Annotated in this window: 11 protein-coding genes; 2 read left to right on the plus strand and 9 right to left on the minus strand. The window is 65.3% G+C overall.

What is annotated here, in order from left to right:
- Nucleotides 1-165 precede the first annotated feature (165 nt).
- The 7 genes from glf to AC5RWT_RS19370 all read right to left on the minus strand — a co-directional run bounded on the left by glf (nucleotide 166) and on the right by AC5RWT_RS19370 (nucleotide 12,171).
- The gene (gene glf / locus AC5RWT_RS19340; protein ID WP_494081578.1) at nucleotides 166-1,335 is read right to left on the minus strand and encodes a UDP-galactopyranose mutase; all 1,170 of its coding nucleotides are present in this window, start codon (nucleotides 1,333-1,335) and stop codon (nucleotides 166-168) included.
- On the minus strand, nucleotides 1,329-1,640 hold the full coding sequence (locus tag AC5RWT_RS19345; RefSeq protein WP_493967946.1) for a hypothetical protein: 312 nt from the start codon (nucleotides 1,638-1,640) through the stop codon (nucleotides 1,329-1,331). Before AC5RWT_RS19345 ends, glf begins: the two co-directional genes overlap by 7 nt.
- Nucleotides 1,637-4,036 (minus strand): family 1 glycosylhydrolase, encoded by a 2,400-nt coding sequence (locus tag AC5RWT_RS19350; RefSeq protein ID WP_494081579.1) that lies wholly within the window; start codon nucleotides 4,034-4,036, stop codon nucleotides 1,637-1,639. Before AC5RWT_RS19350 ends, AC5RWT_RS19345 begins: the two co-directional genes overlap by 4 nt.
- Nucleotides 4,037-4,326: 290 nt before the next feature.
- Nucleotides 4,327-5,472, minus strand: coding sequence for an FUSC family protein (locus AC5RWT_RS19355; RefSeq protein ID WP_494081580.1), 1,146 nt, complete (start codon nucleotides 5,470-5,472; stop codon nucleotides 4,327-4,329).
- 34 nt (nucleotides 5,473-5,506) lie between these two features.
- A complete protein-coding gene (locus AC5RWT_RS19360) occupies nucleotides 5,507-8,803 on the minus strand; it encodes an efflux RND transporter permease subunit (RefSeq protein WP_494081581.1) in 3,297 nt (1,098 codons plus the stop codon).
- 44 nt (nucleotides 8,804-8,847) lie between these two features.
- Nucleotides 8,848-10,329 carry a malate:quinone oxidoreductase gene (locus AC5RWT_RS19365; protein ID WP_494081582.1) on the minus strand — a complete coding sequence of 494 codons (1,482 nt, stop codon included), beginning with the start codon at nucleotides 10,327-10,329 and terminating at the stop codon, nucleotides 8,848-8,850.
- 159 nt (nucleotides 10,330-10,488) lie between these two features.
- Entirely contained in the window at nucleotides 10,489-12,171 is a 1,683-nt protein-coding gene (locus tag AC5RWT_RS19370) for an ABC transporter substrate-binding protein (RefSeq protein WP_494081583.1), read from the minus strand.
- A gap of 128 nt (nucleotides 12,172-12,299) precedes the next feature.
- Between AC5RWT_RS19370 and AC5RWT_RS19375 the strand changes: the two genes are divergently transcribed.
- Nucleotides 12,300-14,048, plus strand: a complete 1,749-nt coding sequence (locus AC5RWT_RS19375; RefSeq protein WP_494081584.1) for a dipeptide ABC transporter ATP-binding protein — start codon at nucleotides 12,300-12,302, stop codon at nucleotides 14,046-14,048.
- On the plus strand, nucleotides 14,038-14,349 hold the full coding sequence (locus tag AC5RWT_RS19380; protein WP_494081585.1) for a hypothetical protein: 312 nt from the start codon (nucleotides 14,038-14,040) through the stop codon (nucleotides 14,347-14,349). Before AC5RWT_RS19375 ends, AC5RWT_RS19380 begins: the two co-directional genes overlap by 11 nt.
- Before the next feature lie 18 nt (nucleotides 14,350-14,367).
- Here the strand turns inward: AC5RWT_RS19380 and AC5RWT_RS19385 are convergent, their stop codons facing one another.
- Together AC5RWT_RS19385 and AC5RWT_RS19390 are read right to left on the minus strand one after the other, a co-directional pair.
- Nucleotides 14,368-15,315, minus strand: coding sequence for an ABC transporter permease (locus tag AC5RWT_RS19385; RefSeq protein WP_494081586.1), 948 nt, complete (start codon nucleotides 15,313-15,315; stop codon nucleotides 14,368-14,370).
- Nucleotides 15,315-16,316, minus strand: coding sequence for an ABC transporter permease (locus AC5RWT_RS19390; RefSeq protein ID WP_494081589.1), 1,002 nt, complete (start codon nucleotides 16,314-16,316; stop codon nucleotides 15,315-15,317). The genes AC5RWT_RS19385 and AC5RWT_RS19390 overlap by 1 nt, the downstream gene beginning before the upstream one ends.
- Between the last annotated feature and the right edge of the window lie 58 nt (nucleotides 16,317-16,374).

Raw genomic sequence — 16,374 nt, forward strand, 5'->3', positions numbered from 1 at the left:
TGGGAACCAGTTTACATGCATTTGCATTCAGTCATGTCAACGGCAGGCCCCCGGCAAAACATTCCCGGGCGCTGTTGTGGGGTCAATCACCGGCGCATCCTGCGTTGCTCCGGGTGGGCCGGCGCGGCCGGTGATGTGAGGCCCGGCTGCCCCCGGCAGCCGGGCTTACGGCATCGATGTGTCGAGAAGAGGTCCCAGGGAGTTGTCGACCAGGTGCAGCGCGGAGGCTATGGCCATATGCATGTCAAGGTACTGGTACGTACCCAGGCGGCCTCCGAAGAAGACATTCGGTTCCCGGGCCGCGAGCTGCCGGTAACTCTTGAGCTTGTCCCTGTCCTGCGTGGTATTGATCGGATAGTACGGTTCATCGTTTGGTCCGGCGCTCCGGGAATATTCACGGACGACTACAGTGCGGTCCTTGGGGTATTGCCGTTCGGGGTGGAAATGGCGGAATTCGTGGATCCGGGTCCAGGGAACGTCTTCATCGGCGTAGTTCATCACGGGTGTGCCCTGGAAATCCATGATCGGCATGATCTCTTGCTCGAAGTCCAAGGTCCGCCAGGACAGGTGCCCCGCGGCGTATCCAAAGTAGCGGTCCAGCGGCCCGGTGTACACGATTGGCACGTCTGGCGGGAGCTGTGGGCGGATGCTGAAAAAATCCGTACTCAGCTGCAGGTCGATCAGCGACGACTGGACGAAGCGTTCGAGCCAGTTGTGGTAGCCCTCCGTCGGCAATCCTTCGTGTGTGTCTGTGAAGTAGCGGTTGTCGAAGGTATAGCGGACCGGCAGCCGGGTGATGATGTCAGGACTGAGCTCCCGGGGGTCGGTCTGCCACTGCTTGGCGGTGTAGCCGCGCACCAACGCTTCGTACAAGGGCCGGCCGATCATCGAGATTGCCTTCTCTTCCAGATTGCCGGCATCTCCGGGCGGCACTTCCTGCGCTTGGAGCCGGATCAACTCCTTCGCCTGATCAGGCGAGTAGTGCCGGCCGAAATAGGCGCAGATTGTTCCCAGGTTGATCGGCATGGGATATACATTGCCCTTGAAGACCGTATAGACGCGGTGCTGGTAGCCGGTGAACGACGTGAAGCGGTTGACGTAGTTCCAGACCCGCTCGTTGGAGGTGTGGAACAGGTGTGCCCCGTACCGGTGGACCTCAATCCCGGTCTCCGGTTCCTCCTCCGACCATGCGTTGCCGCCAGGATGGGCCCTGCGTTCGAGCATCAGGACGCGGGCTCCGTACTCCCGGGCAACCGTCTCGGCGACTGTCAGGCCGAAGAGTCCGGCGCCGACGACGATAACATCGGGTCCTCTGTTCCGGGCACCGGTTACCATTGCAGTGCCTCAGCCGTGGCACACGGGGCAGGGGTGCCGCAGGTAGCACAGTGTCCTTCTTCATTACCAGCGGGTGGGTGAAGCACCAGCCCTGCGGAGATCCTGGCCAGCAGCGGCGCCCTGAGGAATGGTGTCGCTGAACTGACGGCGGCCTCGGCAAGCGCAGGAACGGACACGCCCGTCAGGCGGTTCCTGCCCAGTGCCGCGTCCTGAAGGCCGGCGATTGCCGCGCCCACTCCCCGGTCATGGGCCCGTTCCAGCTCCGCCGCCATCAGGAAACGCCCGGCACCGGCCCCGGTCGTCATGCGGTTTCCTCGTCGGGCAGTTGGTCGGCGGTCCGTTTCCGGCAGATGAGGCCATGCATTTGTCCTGCGATCGCGTCCCAGCTCAGGAGCCTCTGCAGCGGCCGCATCCGCCGGTCCCGTTCCGCGGCGGAGTCTTGCAAAGCAGTTCGGCAGGCGTCGGCAAACCCGGCAGCGTCCTCTTGGATGTGCACGAGCTTCTTGTAACCGGTCACAACATCGGGAACAGGCGTTGAAACTACCGGAAGCCCGGCAGCGAGGTACTCAAGAGTTTTCGTCGGGCTGATCGATCGTGTCGCTTCGTTCATGGCGAAGGGCATCAATGCCACGTCGAATTCGGCCATGACTTTCGGCAGCTCCGCGTACTCGACCATTCCTGTGTACTCAAGGTTCGGAGCCTGCGGCAGCGCAGCAGGGTTTATTTTGGCGACCGGCCCGACAATCCGGAACAACCACTCCGGAAGGCGTGCCGCCAGCCCGGCCAACAGATCAAGATCGAGCCGTTCATCGATGACGCCGACGTAGCCGGCCACCTTCCGGGCTGCAGGCACGCGCTTCTTGCGCAGCTGTCGGGAGGTCTCATAGTGGGCGGCGTCTACGCCGCTGGGAAAAAGATGGCAGGCATCGGCCACATGGCGGCTGACACTGCGGTGTAGGGAGGCACCCCCTGCAAAAAGCACATCCGACGCCGCCAGCGCCTGGCGTTGCCGCGTCTGCATGGCCTCGGGAGCATTCAGAAACGAGGCCAAGTCGTCCATGACGTCATAGCAGAGGACCCCGGGCTCAAGCTCCCGTGCGATCTCCAGTGCCATGGGTGTGTACATCAGCACGTCAGGCGCGGCAAGGCGGGCCTGAGCGAGCAGCAACTCCCGGAAGAGTGCCGCGTATTCTTCCGCGCCGGACGCGTCGAAGCCGGGTGCAGCCGGCTGTCCGGCAACGTTTGGAAGCTCGAGCCAGACGCGCGTAATGCCGTCCACGTCCTGGTGCCGCAGTACCGGCTGCTCGACATCAGATGGGATGGGTTCCTCAAGGAACCAGGTGCGGGCACCCGTTTTTGCGCGGGCGGCGGCGAACCGGGACACCAGGTGCTGCGGGCGCTGCCAGACCCAGGTCCACCTGAGATGGGAAAGCACGACCAGATCCGGGTCATGAGAAGGTTCCATGAGTTGTTCCTCTTCGTCGGCGACGTTGACGGGCGGGATGTTCTCCTCTTCGGGGGGATTGAGCCATGGCCAATGGCTCATCTGAGGCAGCAGGCCTCGGAGCTGGATACTGCACGGGGATTGGAAACGGTACGCGGGCAGTTCCTGGCTTCCGGTACCGGAGGCCGCAGCCGTCCACGATTCCGTGAAGCACGTGAGGGACTGGCCTCCCCACACGCCCGCAGCGACAACGCCAACCGGGTCGTGGCGGCCCGCAGCTCGGGCGAGCATGGAATCCCAGTCGCAGGAGTCGACGTAGGGAAACCAGCAGTATCCTTCAAGCGGCGTTCCGCGGGACAGCGCCAACTCGTATTGTTCCAGGGTGTAACGCAGCCACGACGCGCGATCCGAGGCGGTCCCGCGTATATTTGTCTCGCTCAGGAGCATGGGCAACCCGTAGCGTGAGCCGTAGTGTTCCGCTAATGCGGCAAAGCCCAGCGGAAAGGGCGAGGGCGCGTGCCCGCGGGATTCCTCGTACCACCATTCGGAGTGGCAATAGTAGTCGAGACCCAGGACGTCCACTCGTGCAGGCGGCAAGTGCAGCAGTTGTTCACCGCCGTGTTTTAAGACTTCCCGCAGGAAGGGCCGCTCGTCGTTGAGTTCGTGTCCGAGAACCAGGTCCAGCAGGAGGTGCCGCCGGTCATTGGCGAGCGCTGCGTACGCGGCCGGTCCTCCCGGCGTTCCGTCATGGTGTTCACACGTATCAACCCAGATGTGGCGGGCTTCGGGCAGTAGCTCGGACCAGCAGCCGGCAGCCTCCGCAATGGCCGGCAGCACGTTGCGGACAAGCCGCACAAAGCCTTCAATCCCGCTGTCATAAGGAGGCCACAAGGCCTCGTGACCACAGAGGAAAAGTGTGGCGAACGGTTCGTTGAACAGGGTGTAGGACGTTAGCCAGGGATACCGCCGCGCTACGGCCTCCGCATACTGCAGGTAGGCGGCTCGGAACCTCCTGTCCCTGAATCCGTCGTCGAGCCATCGCGGATAACTCGTGTGATGCACCAGATCGACGATCGGCTCCATCTCGCGGGACCGGAGGAACTGAAGCTGCCGGTCGGTTTCGGACCAATCGAAGATCCCTTGTACCGGCTCCACCCGGTGCCAGCGAATAGGAAACCGCACCCGGGATACCCCTGCCGCGCGCATGTGATCGAGATGGCGTCCCCAGTCGGCGTAGCTTCCGGTCAGCTCCGCCACATCGCGGTCGTGTCGGGGCAGGTATGTACTTTCAAATGCCCCAATGAATGGAACAGTGCTGGTCCGGGCCGTCTTGGACCCGCGTATTTTGCCCACATCCAGCAAGTCATTCTCCTGGCGTAGAGGATTACAGTGCCAGCTGCTCGACACGAGTAGGCTAATGAGAACCGAATTTCGCGGCGTTGGGAAGCCCCTGAAAGCGCGTTCATGGTTTAACCCGGTCCGATCCGATGCCGATCCGGGCCAGGCTGTCCCCAGGGGGAGGAGGTCGGGGGACCAGGCCTCCGGCCCTATTGCCCCAGGCCCCCCGGAGAATCTTCCATCAGCCGGTTGAGCGCCGCGAGTATCCGGTCCAGGCTGACGAAGATTGAGGCCGCGGCAGTCGCGGGGGTCCCGGGGGAGACAGCGTCGCCCAGGGCCCCGGCGAGGAGCCGCTGGGTTTCGCGCGCTTCGTCGAGTCTCTGCGGCAAATCGTCGGCGTTCATGCTGCGGAGCGCGTCGGCCGCGGCGCCCAAAGCCTGGGCCAGCGGTTCCAAGACCGGGGCCGGAATCTCAAGATGTTCCTCCCAGATCACGGCGGTGAGCACCTCCGTGATGTCCTGGATGTGGAACGAGGCCCGCTCGAGCGCCCTCAGATTGCGCCAGTCGGCGTCGATGTCGCGTTGATGGAACCGCCTCCGGGGATTGGCCTTGCGGCTGCGGTCGGCCTGCCGGACCGCCTGCCGGACCTGGTTGCCCAGCCGGCCCAGGTTCTCTCCGTTGGTGGCCCAGTACCGGCGCTCCGGGGGCCACTCCTCGCGAAGGGCCTCGCTCATGTCCTCCAGCTGTCCGGCCAGATCGGACTGGAGCTGCTGCAGGCTTTGGCTGGCGGCGTTGAAGTTCAGCGGCGGGAACAGCAGGAAGTTCACCGCGATGCCCACTGTGACACCAACTGCCATTTGCACCGCGTAGGCCAACGAGTACTCACCGGGGTCCGCCCCTCCCACCAACAGCACAAACAAGGCGGCCATCGGCACCCAGTCTCGCCCCGCTCCGAGCCGTTGCAGGCCGGCCAGCAGAACGCCCAGGAATACCAGGACCCCGATGGTGAGGACGTTGACCCCAAGGGTCAGCATCAGGATCCAGGCAAGGCCGATGCCCAGCAGCAAGCCGGCCAGCGTCTGGAAGGAGGTCTTGATCGAGTCGGCGACCGTCGAGTACATGCTGACCAGCGCACCCAGCGGGGCATAGTAGGGGTATTGGTCCACTCCGCCAGGCAGCTGCAGTCCGATGAACCACGCGATGCTGCAGGCCAGGGCCGTCTTAAACGCCAGCTGGGTCCGGGACAGGCCGCCCATGCGCTGCCCGAAGGACCGCAGCCGCGTCCAGGCCCAGCCCGCGCCTTCGCGGAGGGGCGCCGACGGCTCGGTCCGGGACCCGGCGTCGTGCTCTGACATCGTCCCACCTTCCAAGGCGTTGGTCTCAGCCGGGTCAGCGCCCGGCCGGAACCAGTTCTGTCTCGATCGGAGTGCGCTGGTTCGCGCGGCGCTCGCGCCTGCCTTCCACCAGACGGTACAGCACCGGCACCAGCACCAGCGTCAAGGCAGTGGAGGAAACCAGGCCGCCGATCACCACTACGGCCAGCGGCTGCGAAATGAAACCGCCGCCGCCGGTCAGCCCCAGCGCCATCGGCGTGAGCGCGAAGATGGTGGCCAGCGCAGTCATGAGGATGGGCCGCAGCCGCCGCCGTGCGCCGTGCGTGATGGCATCCGCCACGTTCATGCCGGGGCGGCCGTCGTGCGGGCGCCGGTATTGGTTGATCAGGTCGATCAGCACAATCGCATTTGTCACCACAATGCCCACCAGCATCAGCATGCCGATCAGGGACGGCAGACCCAGCGGAATCTGGGTGAGGACCAGCAGCCCGATGGCACCGGTGGCCGCGAACGGGATGGAGACCAGCAGGATCAGCGGCTGCACCAAGGACTTGAACGCGGCCACCATGATCACGTAGACAATGGCGACGGCGGCCAGCAGCGCCCAGCCCAGCTGTTCAAAGGATTCCGCCTGCTGTGTGGCCGCGCCGCCCAGGCTCGCCGTGACACCGGCCGGCAGGTCGGTGCTGTCCAGGGCTGCCGCCACTTCACCGCTGAGCGCACCCAGATTGTCTCCCTCTGGCGTCACGGAGACGACGGCGGTGCGTTCACCTCCGCTGGTACTGATCGACGTCGGCACGCTGGTTTGCTTTACCGTGGCCAGGTCGATCAGCGGCACCGGTCCGGCGGCCGTGGGCACCTCGACGCTGCGCAGTTCGTCGACGGTGGAGAACTGCCTGCCCTTGCCGATCAGGACCGGGAAGTCGGTGGTGCCGATCCGCACGGTACCGCCGGGCAATGGGCTGATGGTGGACGCGAGCAGGCCGGCGACCTGCTCCTCATTCAGGCCGGCAGCCACCGCCTTGGCGCGGTCCACGCTCACCTGCACCACGGGTTCGTCCGCTGACAGGTTGCTCGACACCTCTGCGGCCCCCGGCAGGTCCCGCAACAGTTTGACCAGGCGGTCGGAGGCGTCCTGCAGTTCATCCGGTTTGCTGGCCGAGACCTGCACATCCACGGTGCTCGAGGTGCCGAAGCCGCCGCCCTGGGTGCCCAGCGTGAACGTCGCGTCACCGGGCAGATTATCGACGGCGGAGCGCACCTTGTCGCGCAGCGCCGCCTGATCGATGCCTTCCGTGGTGATCACGGTGTACTGGGCCACGGATGCCCCGGCGGACAGGAACGTCCCGATACCACCGCCGGCGTTGCCCATGGTGACTTGGACTTCCTCGATTCCGTCGATGCCGGCCAGCAGTTTCTCAACCGGAACCGCGGCCTTGTCCGTGGTCTCCAGGCTGGTTCCCGCCGGCATCTCCTGGCGCAGGCTGAAGCTGTTCTGCCCACTGTCGCCGAGCAGGTTGGTCTGCATCAGCGGCACCATCGCTCCGGTACCTGCCAGCACCAGCAGCGCGGCCACGGTGGTAATTACCGGGTGCCGCTGGGTGCCGGCGAGCACCGGCAGGTAGCCGCGCTGCAGCAGCGAACGGCTTTCCTTCTCCGAGGCTGCTGCCCGCACTGCCTGCACGTCCGGGCGTTGCTGTGCCGCGGGGGATTTCACGAACCAGTAGGCGAGCACCGGCACTATGGTCAGCGAGACCGCCAGCGAGGCCAGCAGGGCCAGCGCGGTTGTGATGGCGAACGGCCGGAACAGCTCGCCGGCGAGGTCACCGACGAACGCGATGGGCAGGAATACCGCAACCGTCGTCAGGGTCGACGCGGTGATGGCGCCGGCGACCTCGCGCACCGCGGCCAGGATGGCCTCGCGCTTGGCCTCGCCGTAATTCAGGTGCCGTTTGATGTTCTCCACCACCACGATCGAGTCGTCAACCACGCGGCCGATCGCAATGGTCAGCGCGCCGAGTGTGAGGATGTTCAGCGAGTAGTCCAGCGCGGTGAGGCCAATGAACGTGGCCAGCAGCGACAGCGGGATGGAAATCGCCGTGATCAGCGTGGAGCGCACGGACAGCAGGAAGACCAAAATGATCAGCACCGCGAAGCCCAGCCCCAGCAGGCCCTCGGTGGTCAGGTCCTTGATGGATTTCTCGATGAACGGAGCCTGGTCAAACACCGTGGTGATCTGGGCGTTGTTGCCCAGTTCGGCTTCAAGGTCGGGCAGTAGTTCTTCGATGGCGTGCGAGATGGTGACCGTATCGCCGTCCGGCGTCTTGGTGACGGCCAGTGCCAACGTCAGCTCGCCGTTGGTGCGGGTGATCGAGGTCTGTTCGTCGTCGGCAATGCTGACCTCGGCCACTTCACCGATCGTGGCAGGGCTGGCGGCCGGCTGCTGGCCGGATTGCTGCTGGCCGGGAACGTTGTCCGGCACGGGCACCTGACCCTGGTCGGCTCCGGTGCCCGGCGGGGCCGGCTGGCCCTCGCCGGGGAACTGCCCGGACGGCGCCTGACCCGCCCCGGGCGGGGAAGGCGCGGACGGCTGCTCCGCCGTCGTTGGTTGAGCGGGGGAGAGCGGGAGGTTTTGGATGGCCTTGAGACTGTTTAGCGGGCTGCCGACCTGCACGGACAGGCTCTTGCCGTCCTGCTCCACAGCGCCGGCGGGGACCAGTCCGCCGCTGTTGGCCAGGCTGTCCACGATGGCGGAGACGCCAACGCCGGCCTTCGCCATGGCCTTGTTGTCGGGCAGGATTGCGATGTGCCGGCCGGGGCCCCCGGAAACTTCGGCGCCCCGCACGCCTGCTATGTTCTGCAGCCGTGGCACGGTTACCCGGTTGAGCTCGGTGCTGAGCTCGCTCAATGTCAGGTCGGAGGAGACCGCCATGAAGACGATCGGGAAGTCAGCGATGCTTCCGGCCAGCGACAGGGGCACGACGTCGTCGGGCAGCTGCTGGCGGACGTTGGAAATGGCGCGGTCCACCTGGCTCCGCGCACGGTCCAAGTTGGTCCCGTAGACGAACGTCAGGCTGACCGTTGAGCGTCCGGTGCGCGACACCGCCGAGGATGATTCGAGACCCTCGACGGCGGTGAGCGCGCGTTCCAGAGGCTCGCTGACCTGCTTGTCCACCACCTCGGGCGAAGCGCCTGGCATGGAACTGACAACGGTGACCCGGGGAAACTCCAGCGAGGGGATGAGTTCCTGCTTCAGGGAACCCATGGTGATCACGCCGAAGACGGCCACAAAGACCGTAATCAGCGCAATCAGCGCACGGTTCGCCAGGGACAGCGTTGCCAGCTTGTGCATGGCTTGAAGCTTAGTTCAGCGGTGCCCACCGGACCGACCCAGGGTCAGCCAAGTTCGAGCACGCGGTTGGTGTCGGCCGTGATTTCGGCCAGCAGCGACGGGTTTTCGTTGAGTTTGACGCCGTAGCCGGGGATCATTTCCTTCAGCTTCGGCTCCCACCCCTTGAACTCCAGCGGGAAACAGCGCTCCAGCAGGCTGATCATGATCGGTGCGGCGGTGGAGGCGCCGGGGGAGGCACCCAGCAGGGCGGAGATGCTGCCGTCGGCGGAGGCAATGACCTCGGTGCCGAACTGCAGGGCGCCGCCCTTCTTCGGGTCCTTCTTGATGACCTGGACGCGCTGGCCCGCCGTGATCAGCTCCCACTGGTCGCCTTCCACCTCGGGGTGGAAGGCGCGCAGGGCCTTGTTCTTGCCTTCGCGGGTCTTGAGCACTTCTGTGACCAGGTACTTGACCAGTCCGAAGTTGTCCTTGGCTACGGCCAGCATCGGAACCAGGTTGGACGGGCGCACGGACAGCGGCAGGTCCAGCAGCGATCCGGTCTTGAGGAACTTCGGCGAGAAGCCACCGTACGGGCCGAAGAGCAGGGAGCGCTTGCCGTTGACGAAGCGGGTGTCCAGGTGCGGCACAGACATGGGCGGGGCGCCCACAGAGGCTTGGCCGTACACCTTGGCGTTGTGGTTGGCAATGATGGCCTCGTCCGTGCAGCGCAGGAACTGGCCCGAGACCGGGAAGCCGCCGAAGCCCTTGGACTCGGGAATGCCCGAGCGCTGCAGCAGGTGCAGGGCGCCGCCGCCGGCACCGATGAACACGAAGCGGGCGTTGACTTTGGTCTTTTCGCCGGTGGCGTTATTCCTGACCTCCAGCGTCCAGCGCCCATCGGTGTTGCGGGAAACGTCCAGCACGCGGTGCCCGTAATTCAGTTCGACGCCGTTGGCGGTCAGGTAGGCAGCCAGCTTGCGGCTGAGGGACCCAAAGTCCACATCGGTGCCACCGGTGACGCGGGATGCTGCCACGCGCTGCCGGGGATCGCGGCCGCCCATGAGCAGCGGCGCCCACTCGTTGATGGTCGAGTGGTCTTCGGAGAACTCGATCTGTTCGAACAGCGGTTCCTTCTTCAGCGCTTCATAGCGGCGCTTGAGATAGTCCGCATGGTCGTCGCCCCAGACAAAGCTCATGTGCGGCAACGGGTTGACGAATTCCTTGGGCGACGAGATGTGGCCCTGGCTGATCATGTGCGACCAGAACTGGCGGGAGATGTTGAACTTCTCGTTGATGCCCACAGCCTTGGCCGTGGGCACGGTACCGTCGGCATCGGCGGGCGTGTAGTTCAGCTCGCAGAGGGCGGCGTGTCCGGTGCCTGCGTTGTTCCACGGGTCCGAGGCTTCCAGGCCGACCTCGTCCAGATTCTCGAACAGGCTGATGCTCCAGTCGGGCTGCAGCTGCTTGATGAAGGAGCCGAGCGTGGTGCTCATGATGCCGCCGCCAATGAGCGCGACGTCGACGTTGTTGGATGATCCCAGGGGCATGTTTGCAGTCAACTTCAATCTCCCATAGCAGCTGTGCCGGCAGGTAGAAGCCTAGCGCGCCGCGCCAGCGAGACTAAAATCTGCCGTCTTGGTTGTGACCCAACGCACGGGCGCGGCGTGAGGGGCAGCGCGGGAATTGCGCGCCGGCCCGGCGCCGGTTCAGTCCTGGGTCAGCTCGATCAGGTTAAAGACCTCGTCCAGCATGGGGCTTGCGGGGTAACTCGCCACGCGCTCTCCCATCGCCAGCGCCGAGATCGGGAACGCCAGCGGCACCGCCGGGACGGCCCGGGCCAGCTGCTCGTTGATGCTGTAGTAAGCCTCCACACGGTCGTCGCCCTGGGGCAGGCTCTTGGCGCGGGCAATCTTGCTCCGGATTTGCGCGCTGTCGTAGCCGAACTCCAGGGATTTGCTGCCAAAGAGGGGGCCCACGAAATTGTCAGGGTCGCGGTAGCTGCCGCTGATGCCGGCCAGGTGCAAGGCATGGTCGGCCGTACCCTGGACCGTGTCGAGGTAGCCTTCGTCCCACGGAATGGGCACCGGCTTGATATTGATTCCGACGGCGGTGAGCTGGCGGCTCAGCTCGGCGTACACCTTTTCGGGGGTCGGCAGGTAGGCCCGCGTGACGTCGAGCGGATAGCAGAAGGTCAGTTCACGGCCGTCGTACCCGGTGCGGGCCAACAACTGGCGTGAGCGTTCCGGGTTGTATTCGTAGTACGGGATGGTCTCATTGGTGACGCCGAGGCTGCGCGGTATGAACTGCATGGCCTCCTTGGTGCCCTGCAGGAAGAAGCTGTCGATCAACGTCTGCCGGTCGATCGCGTGGGCGATGGCTTGGCGCATGGTGATGTCGTCCAGCCCGTCGGCGGCCTGGTTGATCCCGAGGTAGACCACGGAGAACGGGTCGCGCTGCAGCACCTGCATGCCGGCACGGACCAGACCGGCGTACGTGGCCGGGGTGACAAGATCGTACCCGTCGATGTCGCCTGCCTGCAGGGCGCGCAGCCGGGCGGTTGGGTGCGGCAGTGTCTTGAAGACCACGGTGCGCACGTCGCCGGCGGCGCCCCAATAGCCGTCAAAGGCAGAGAGAACCATGCGGTCCTGTTCCCAGCTGGCGAAGGCGAACGGGCCGGTTCCCACCGGGGCCAGTCCGTAGCGGGACACTTTGTTGCCGCCGCGCTCTTCCGTCAGGTGGTCCGCCTTCCCGGCCTTCAGCGCCGCCGGCGACGAGATGGCAAAGGCCGGCATGGCCAAAGACGCGATCAGGCCGGTAAAGCGGCGCGTGAGGTTCAGCTGGATCTCGAACGGGCCCAGCACCTCGCAGCTGTCGTAGAGTGACTCGCCCTCGTCATCGGCGAACGCCCCGAAGACGGACCGGAACGCCAGCCCCTCCTTCAGCGGCCGGGCTGCCCGGGGTAACCGGTACCAGCGCTCAAAATTGGTGCGGACTGCCCGGGCGTCGAACGCCGTGCCGTCGTGGAAGGTAACGCCTTCGCGGAGCCGGAAACGATAGGACCGGCCGTTGTCCACTTCGGTCCACTCAACCGCCAGCCGCGGAGCCGGAACGCCGGTGGCAGGGTCCACACCCACCAGCGTCTCCAGCATCTGCCGGGTCACCCGGTAGGACTCGGTGTCGAGTGCCAAGGCCGGGTCGAGAGTGACGGGAGTGGCGGCCACGCCCATGGTGAAGCTGGTGTCCCGGGGTGCGGCGTTGTTCGGCACGGAGCCGGCGGCGGTGCTGGAGGGAGCAGGCCGGCGGGGTTCCGAGGTGCAGCCGGCGAGCAACACAGCCGCCGCCGCTGCGCCTGCCTTCAGCACGGTGCGGCGAGCGGGAGGTGGTGTCACGCTTGAGACTCCTCGGGGCAGGCGGGGAATGATCCTCAAGTCTAATCGACGTATGTACTGCCTCCCGCGCGGCGAAATCCCGGTGAGAGGTAGGCCACATCCGCCTCCTGATGGGGCAGGATGGAACCATGACCGAAAATGCCGACGAAGCAGCGCTGCTCGAGGTCCGGGATCTGGCCGTTTCTTTCCGTACCACTTACGGGGAAGTCTCCGCGGTGGAAGGTGCCTCGCTCCGCCTGGAGCAGGGCAAGACGCTGGCGATCGTGGGCGAATCCGGTTCCGGGAAGTCCACCACGGCAATGGCCGTGATCGGGCTGTTGCCCGGCAACGGCCGGGTGACAGCCGGGAGCATTCGCTTCGACGGCCAGGAACTGGTGGGACTGTCGGAACATCGGATGCGGGCCATCCGGGGGCGCCAGATCGGCCTGGTTCCGCAGGATCCAATGTCGAATTTGAATCCCGTCACCAGGATCGGCTCCCAAGTGGCGGAGACCCTCTTGGTGCACGGCATGGCAACCAGGCGGGACGTGGACCGAAAAGTCGTGGAGGTCCTGGAGGCGGCCGGACTGCCCAACGCCAAAGAACGCGCCAAACAGTATCCGCACGAATTTTCCGGCGGCATGCGTCAGCGCGCCCTGATTGCGATCGGGTTGGCCTGCCAGCCGAGGCTTCTGATCGCCGACGAGCCGACGTCGGCGCTGGACGTGACGGTCCAGCGGACCATTTTGGACCAGATCGCGTCGATGACCCACGAACTGGGCACAGCCGTGCTGCTGATTACCCATGATCTGGGGCTGGCCGCCGAGCGGGCGTCGGAACTGGTGGTGATGCACCGCGGCAAGGTGGTGGAGACGGGCCCGGCACAGCAGCTGCTCGAGGAACCGCAGCATCCCTACACCCAGTCTCTGGTCAGAGCGGCACCCAGCGTTGCCGCAGTGCGCCTGTTGCCCGGCGCCTATACCGGCAGTGCTGAGGTTCGCGCCGAACGGGCGGAAAAGGTCTTCCAAGACCACGCCGCCGAATCGACCGCAGCTGTCCGGACGGCGGGAGCGGCCGAGGGGCAGAAAACGGCCAACATTGTCGAGCTGCGTGACCTCACCAAGATCTACAGGATCCGCGGCCAGTCCGAGGACTTCTATGCGGCGAAGAACGTGACGCTGGATATTCCCCGTGGCCGGACGGTGGCCATCGTCGGCGAGTCGGGCTCTGGCAAGACCACCACGGCGCGGATGCTGCTGAAGCTTATTGAACCGACCAGCGGCACCATGACCTTTGACGGGATGGACGTGGCCAGCCTGTCCAAGGCGCAGCTGCGGGACTTCCGGCAGCGGGTGCAGCCGGTGTTCCAGGATCCGTATTCGTCCCTGAACCCCATGTTCACCATTGAGCGGATCGTGGAGGAGCCGCTGTCCACGTATAAGCGGGGCAGCGCCAAAGAACGTTCGGTCCGCGTTCGGGAGCTGATGGACCAGGTGGCGCTGCCGCAGAACATGCTGCGGCGCTACCCCTCCGAACTCTCCGGAGGCCAGCGCCAGCGGGTGGCGATCGCCCGTGCCTTGGCTCTGAAGCCCGAGCTGATCATCTGTGACGAGCCCGTATCCGCACTGGATGTGCTGGTGCAGGCACAGATCCTGAAGCTTTTGGGAGATCTGCAGTCGGAGTTGGGGCTGAGCTACCTTTTCATTTCGCATGATCTGGCCGTGGTACGGCTGATCTCCGACTACGTCTGCGTGATGAAGGACGGCGAATTGGTCGAGGCAGCCAGCTCGGAAGAAGTGTTCACCAACCCGCGGCACCCCTACACCCGGCGCCTGTTGGCGTCCATCCCGGGCAACGAACTGGACATCCAGGCGGAGGATCCGGAGATTGCGTCCTGAGCATGCCGGCTCCGGGTCAGCTCCGGAGCCCGATGATCACCGGCCGGAGGGCTTCGGCTTCCGGACCGGTGTACGCAGCGCCGCGGTAGCCGTCGGGTTCGCGGTTTTCGTCCTGGTCATCGGTACCGTCTTGCTGTCCATCGGGGCGGTGATCTTCATTGGCGAGGGCCGGTGGGGCGTCGTCTGGCTGCTGGCGGTGCTGGAACTGCTGTTCATCGCCGGCTTCGGCGCGATGATGCATATGGCACGCCAGCGGCGGCGGCACGACGGCGGAGGACCGCCGGCTACCCTGGCCGGCTGAGGCAAAGCCCGCGCGCTGTTACTTGGCCCTGGTTTTCGGATCGAGTGCTTCGCGCAGCGATTCGCCCAGAAGCGTGAATCCCAGTGCCGTGATGGCGATGCACAGGCCGGGCAGGAAGGCCAGTTGCGGCGCGATCCCCAGCTCGGCCTGGGCGTATGTGAGCATTCGGCCCCATTCGGCGGTCTGAGGGCGTCCTCCGCCCAGACCCAGAAAGGACAGCGCTGCGGCGTCGATGACCGCGGTGGCCAATGTCAGGGTGGCCTGGACGATTACCGGGCCGAGGCTGTTGGGCAGCTGGTGGTTCATGATGATGGCGCCCCTGCTGAGGCCCAGCGTCTGCGCTGCCAGCATGTAGTCGGCGCTGCGTTGGGAGATCATCGATGACCGCAGTAGCCGCGCGAAGATCGGCAGTTGGGCGACGCCAATCGCGATCATCACCGCGTACGTTCCCTGCCCCAGGATGGCTGCGATGGACACTGCCAGCAGCAGGTTCGGCACCGAGAGCAGGATGTCCACGGCACGCATGATGAGGCTGTCAATCCAGCCGCCGAAGCCGCCGGCGAGGATGCCCAGTAGCATGCCCCCGGCCAAGCCCATGGCGGTGGAAACGACGCCGATCAGCAGCGAGGCCTGCGCTCCCCAGATGAGCTTGCTGAGCAGGTCCCCGCCAAAGCGGTCCAGCCCCAGCGGAAAGCCTTCCACCTCGCCGAAGCCCGGGATGTGGGTTGGTGTGATGTACGTGCGGCCGGGCAGGTCTTGGCCCCCGTAGGGTGCCAGGACCGGCGCCAGGACAGCCGTGAGGACGAACAACCCCACGATGAGGGCGCCGGCGATGGCCTGGGGATTCTTGCGGAGCCGGTGGAATGCGTCCTTCCAGAGGCTGGTGCCGCCGGTCTCCCGCCCGGGCGGTTTCGGGGCAGTGACCTCGGTATCGCCGGCGGGCTGCGGGGGAAGAATTGTGCTCATCAGACACGCACCCTCGGGTCGATGATGCTGTAGGAAAGGTCCACCAGCAGATTGATCAGCGAGTAGATCACGGCTATGAAAATGATGAACCCCTGCAACACCGGATAGTCCAAATTGAAGATGGCGTCGCGCAGGAACCTGCCGATCCCGCTGAAGGCGAAGACCGTCTCGGTCAGCACCGCGCCGGAGACCAGCAGGCCAAGTTGCAGGCCGATCGTGGTGGTCACCGGAAGCATGGCGTTCCGCAGCACAAAACGGTTGCGGATGGTTTTCTGCATCAGCCCCTTGGCCCGGGCGGTTCGCACGTAGTCGGCGTTTTGCACCTCCAGCACGGACGCCCGGGTGATGCGAACAATGATGGCCAGCGGAATGGTCCCCAGTGCAATCCCCGGCAGGACCAGGTGGATGAAGGCATCCCACGCTGCGTCCCATTCGCGCGTGAGGATTCCGTCCAGCACATAGAAGTCGGTGACATGCGTGGCATCGATGCGTGGATTCTGCCGCCCGTCCGTAGGGAACCAGGGCAACTTGATGGCGAACAACCATTTGAGGATAAAGGCCAGGAAGAAAACGGGAACGGTGATGCCGATCAGCGACAACACCACCGAGGAATGGTCCGGCCATTTCCCGTAGTTCTTGGCGGCCTGGTAGCCCAGCGGGATGCCGATGCCGACCGCGAAAATCAGCGCCACCACGGTCAGCTCCAGCGTAGCCGGGAAGCGGGTGGCGAATTCTTCGAGCACCGGCCTGCCGGTCAGGATCGAGGTGCCGAAATCACCCTGGAACAGCTTTCCCATATAGAGGAAGTACTGCTCGATCAGCGGCCGGTCGAAGCCGTAGAGCTCGTTAATGCGGGCGACGGCTTCGGGAGTGGCACGGTCGCCCAGCAGCGCGGTGGCCGGTCCGCCGGGAAGGCTCCGCACCCACAGGAAGAGCAGGAGCGAAAGCCCGAAGAGGGTGGGGATGAGCAACGCTATGCGTTTGCCAATGACTCTGAGCACAGTGTCCTTCCGGCGCCGTGGTGCGGGCGCCTCGTCCTGTCGCCGGGGGTGGACAGCC

Source organism: Arthrobacter sp. Dra40 (assembly GCF_059091905.1).

Bases quoted from the DNA above. Each gene is read 5' to 3' on its own strand.
- glf (WP_494081578.1), bottom strand. From the start codon at position 1,335: ATGGTAACCGGTGCCCGGAACAGAGGACCCGATGTTATCGTCGTCGGC.
- AC5RWT_RS19345 (WP_493967946.1), bottom strand. From the start codon at position 1,640: ATGACGACCGGGGCCGGTGCCGGGCGTTTCCTGATGGCGGCGGAGCTG.
- AC5RWT_RS19355 (WP_494081580.1), bottom strand. From the start codon at position 5,472: ATGTCAGAGCACGACGCCGGGTCCCGGACCGAGCCGTCGGCGCCCCTC.
- AC5RWT_RS19360 (WP_494081581.1), bottom strand. From the start codon at position 8,803: ATGCACAAGCTGGCAACGCTGTCCCTGGCGAACCGTGCGCTGATTGCG.
- AC5RWT_RS19365 (WP_494081582.1), bottom strand. From the start codon at position 10,329: ATGCCCCTGGGATCATCCAACAACGTCGACGTCGCGCTCATTGGCGGC.
- AC5RWT_RS19375 (WP_494081584.1), top strand. From the start codon at position 12,300: ATGACCGAAAATGCCGACGAAGCAGCGCTGCTCGAGGTCCGGGATCTG.
- AC5RWT_RS19385 (WP_494081586.1), bottom strand. From the start codon at position 15,315: ATGAGCACAATTCTTCCCCCGCAGCCCGCCGGCGATACCGAGGTCACT.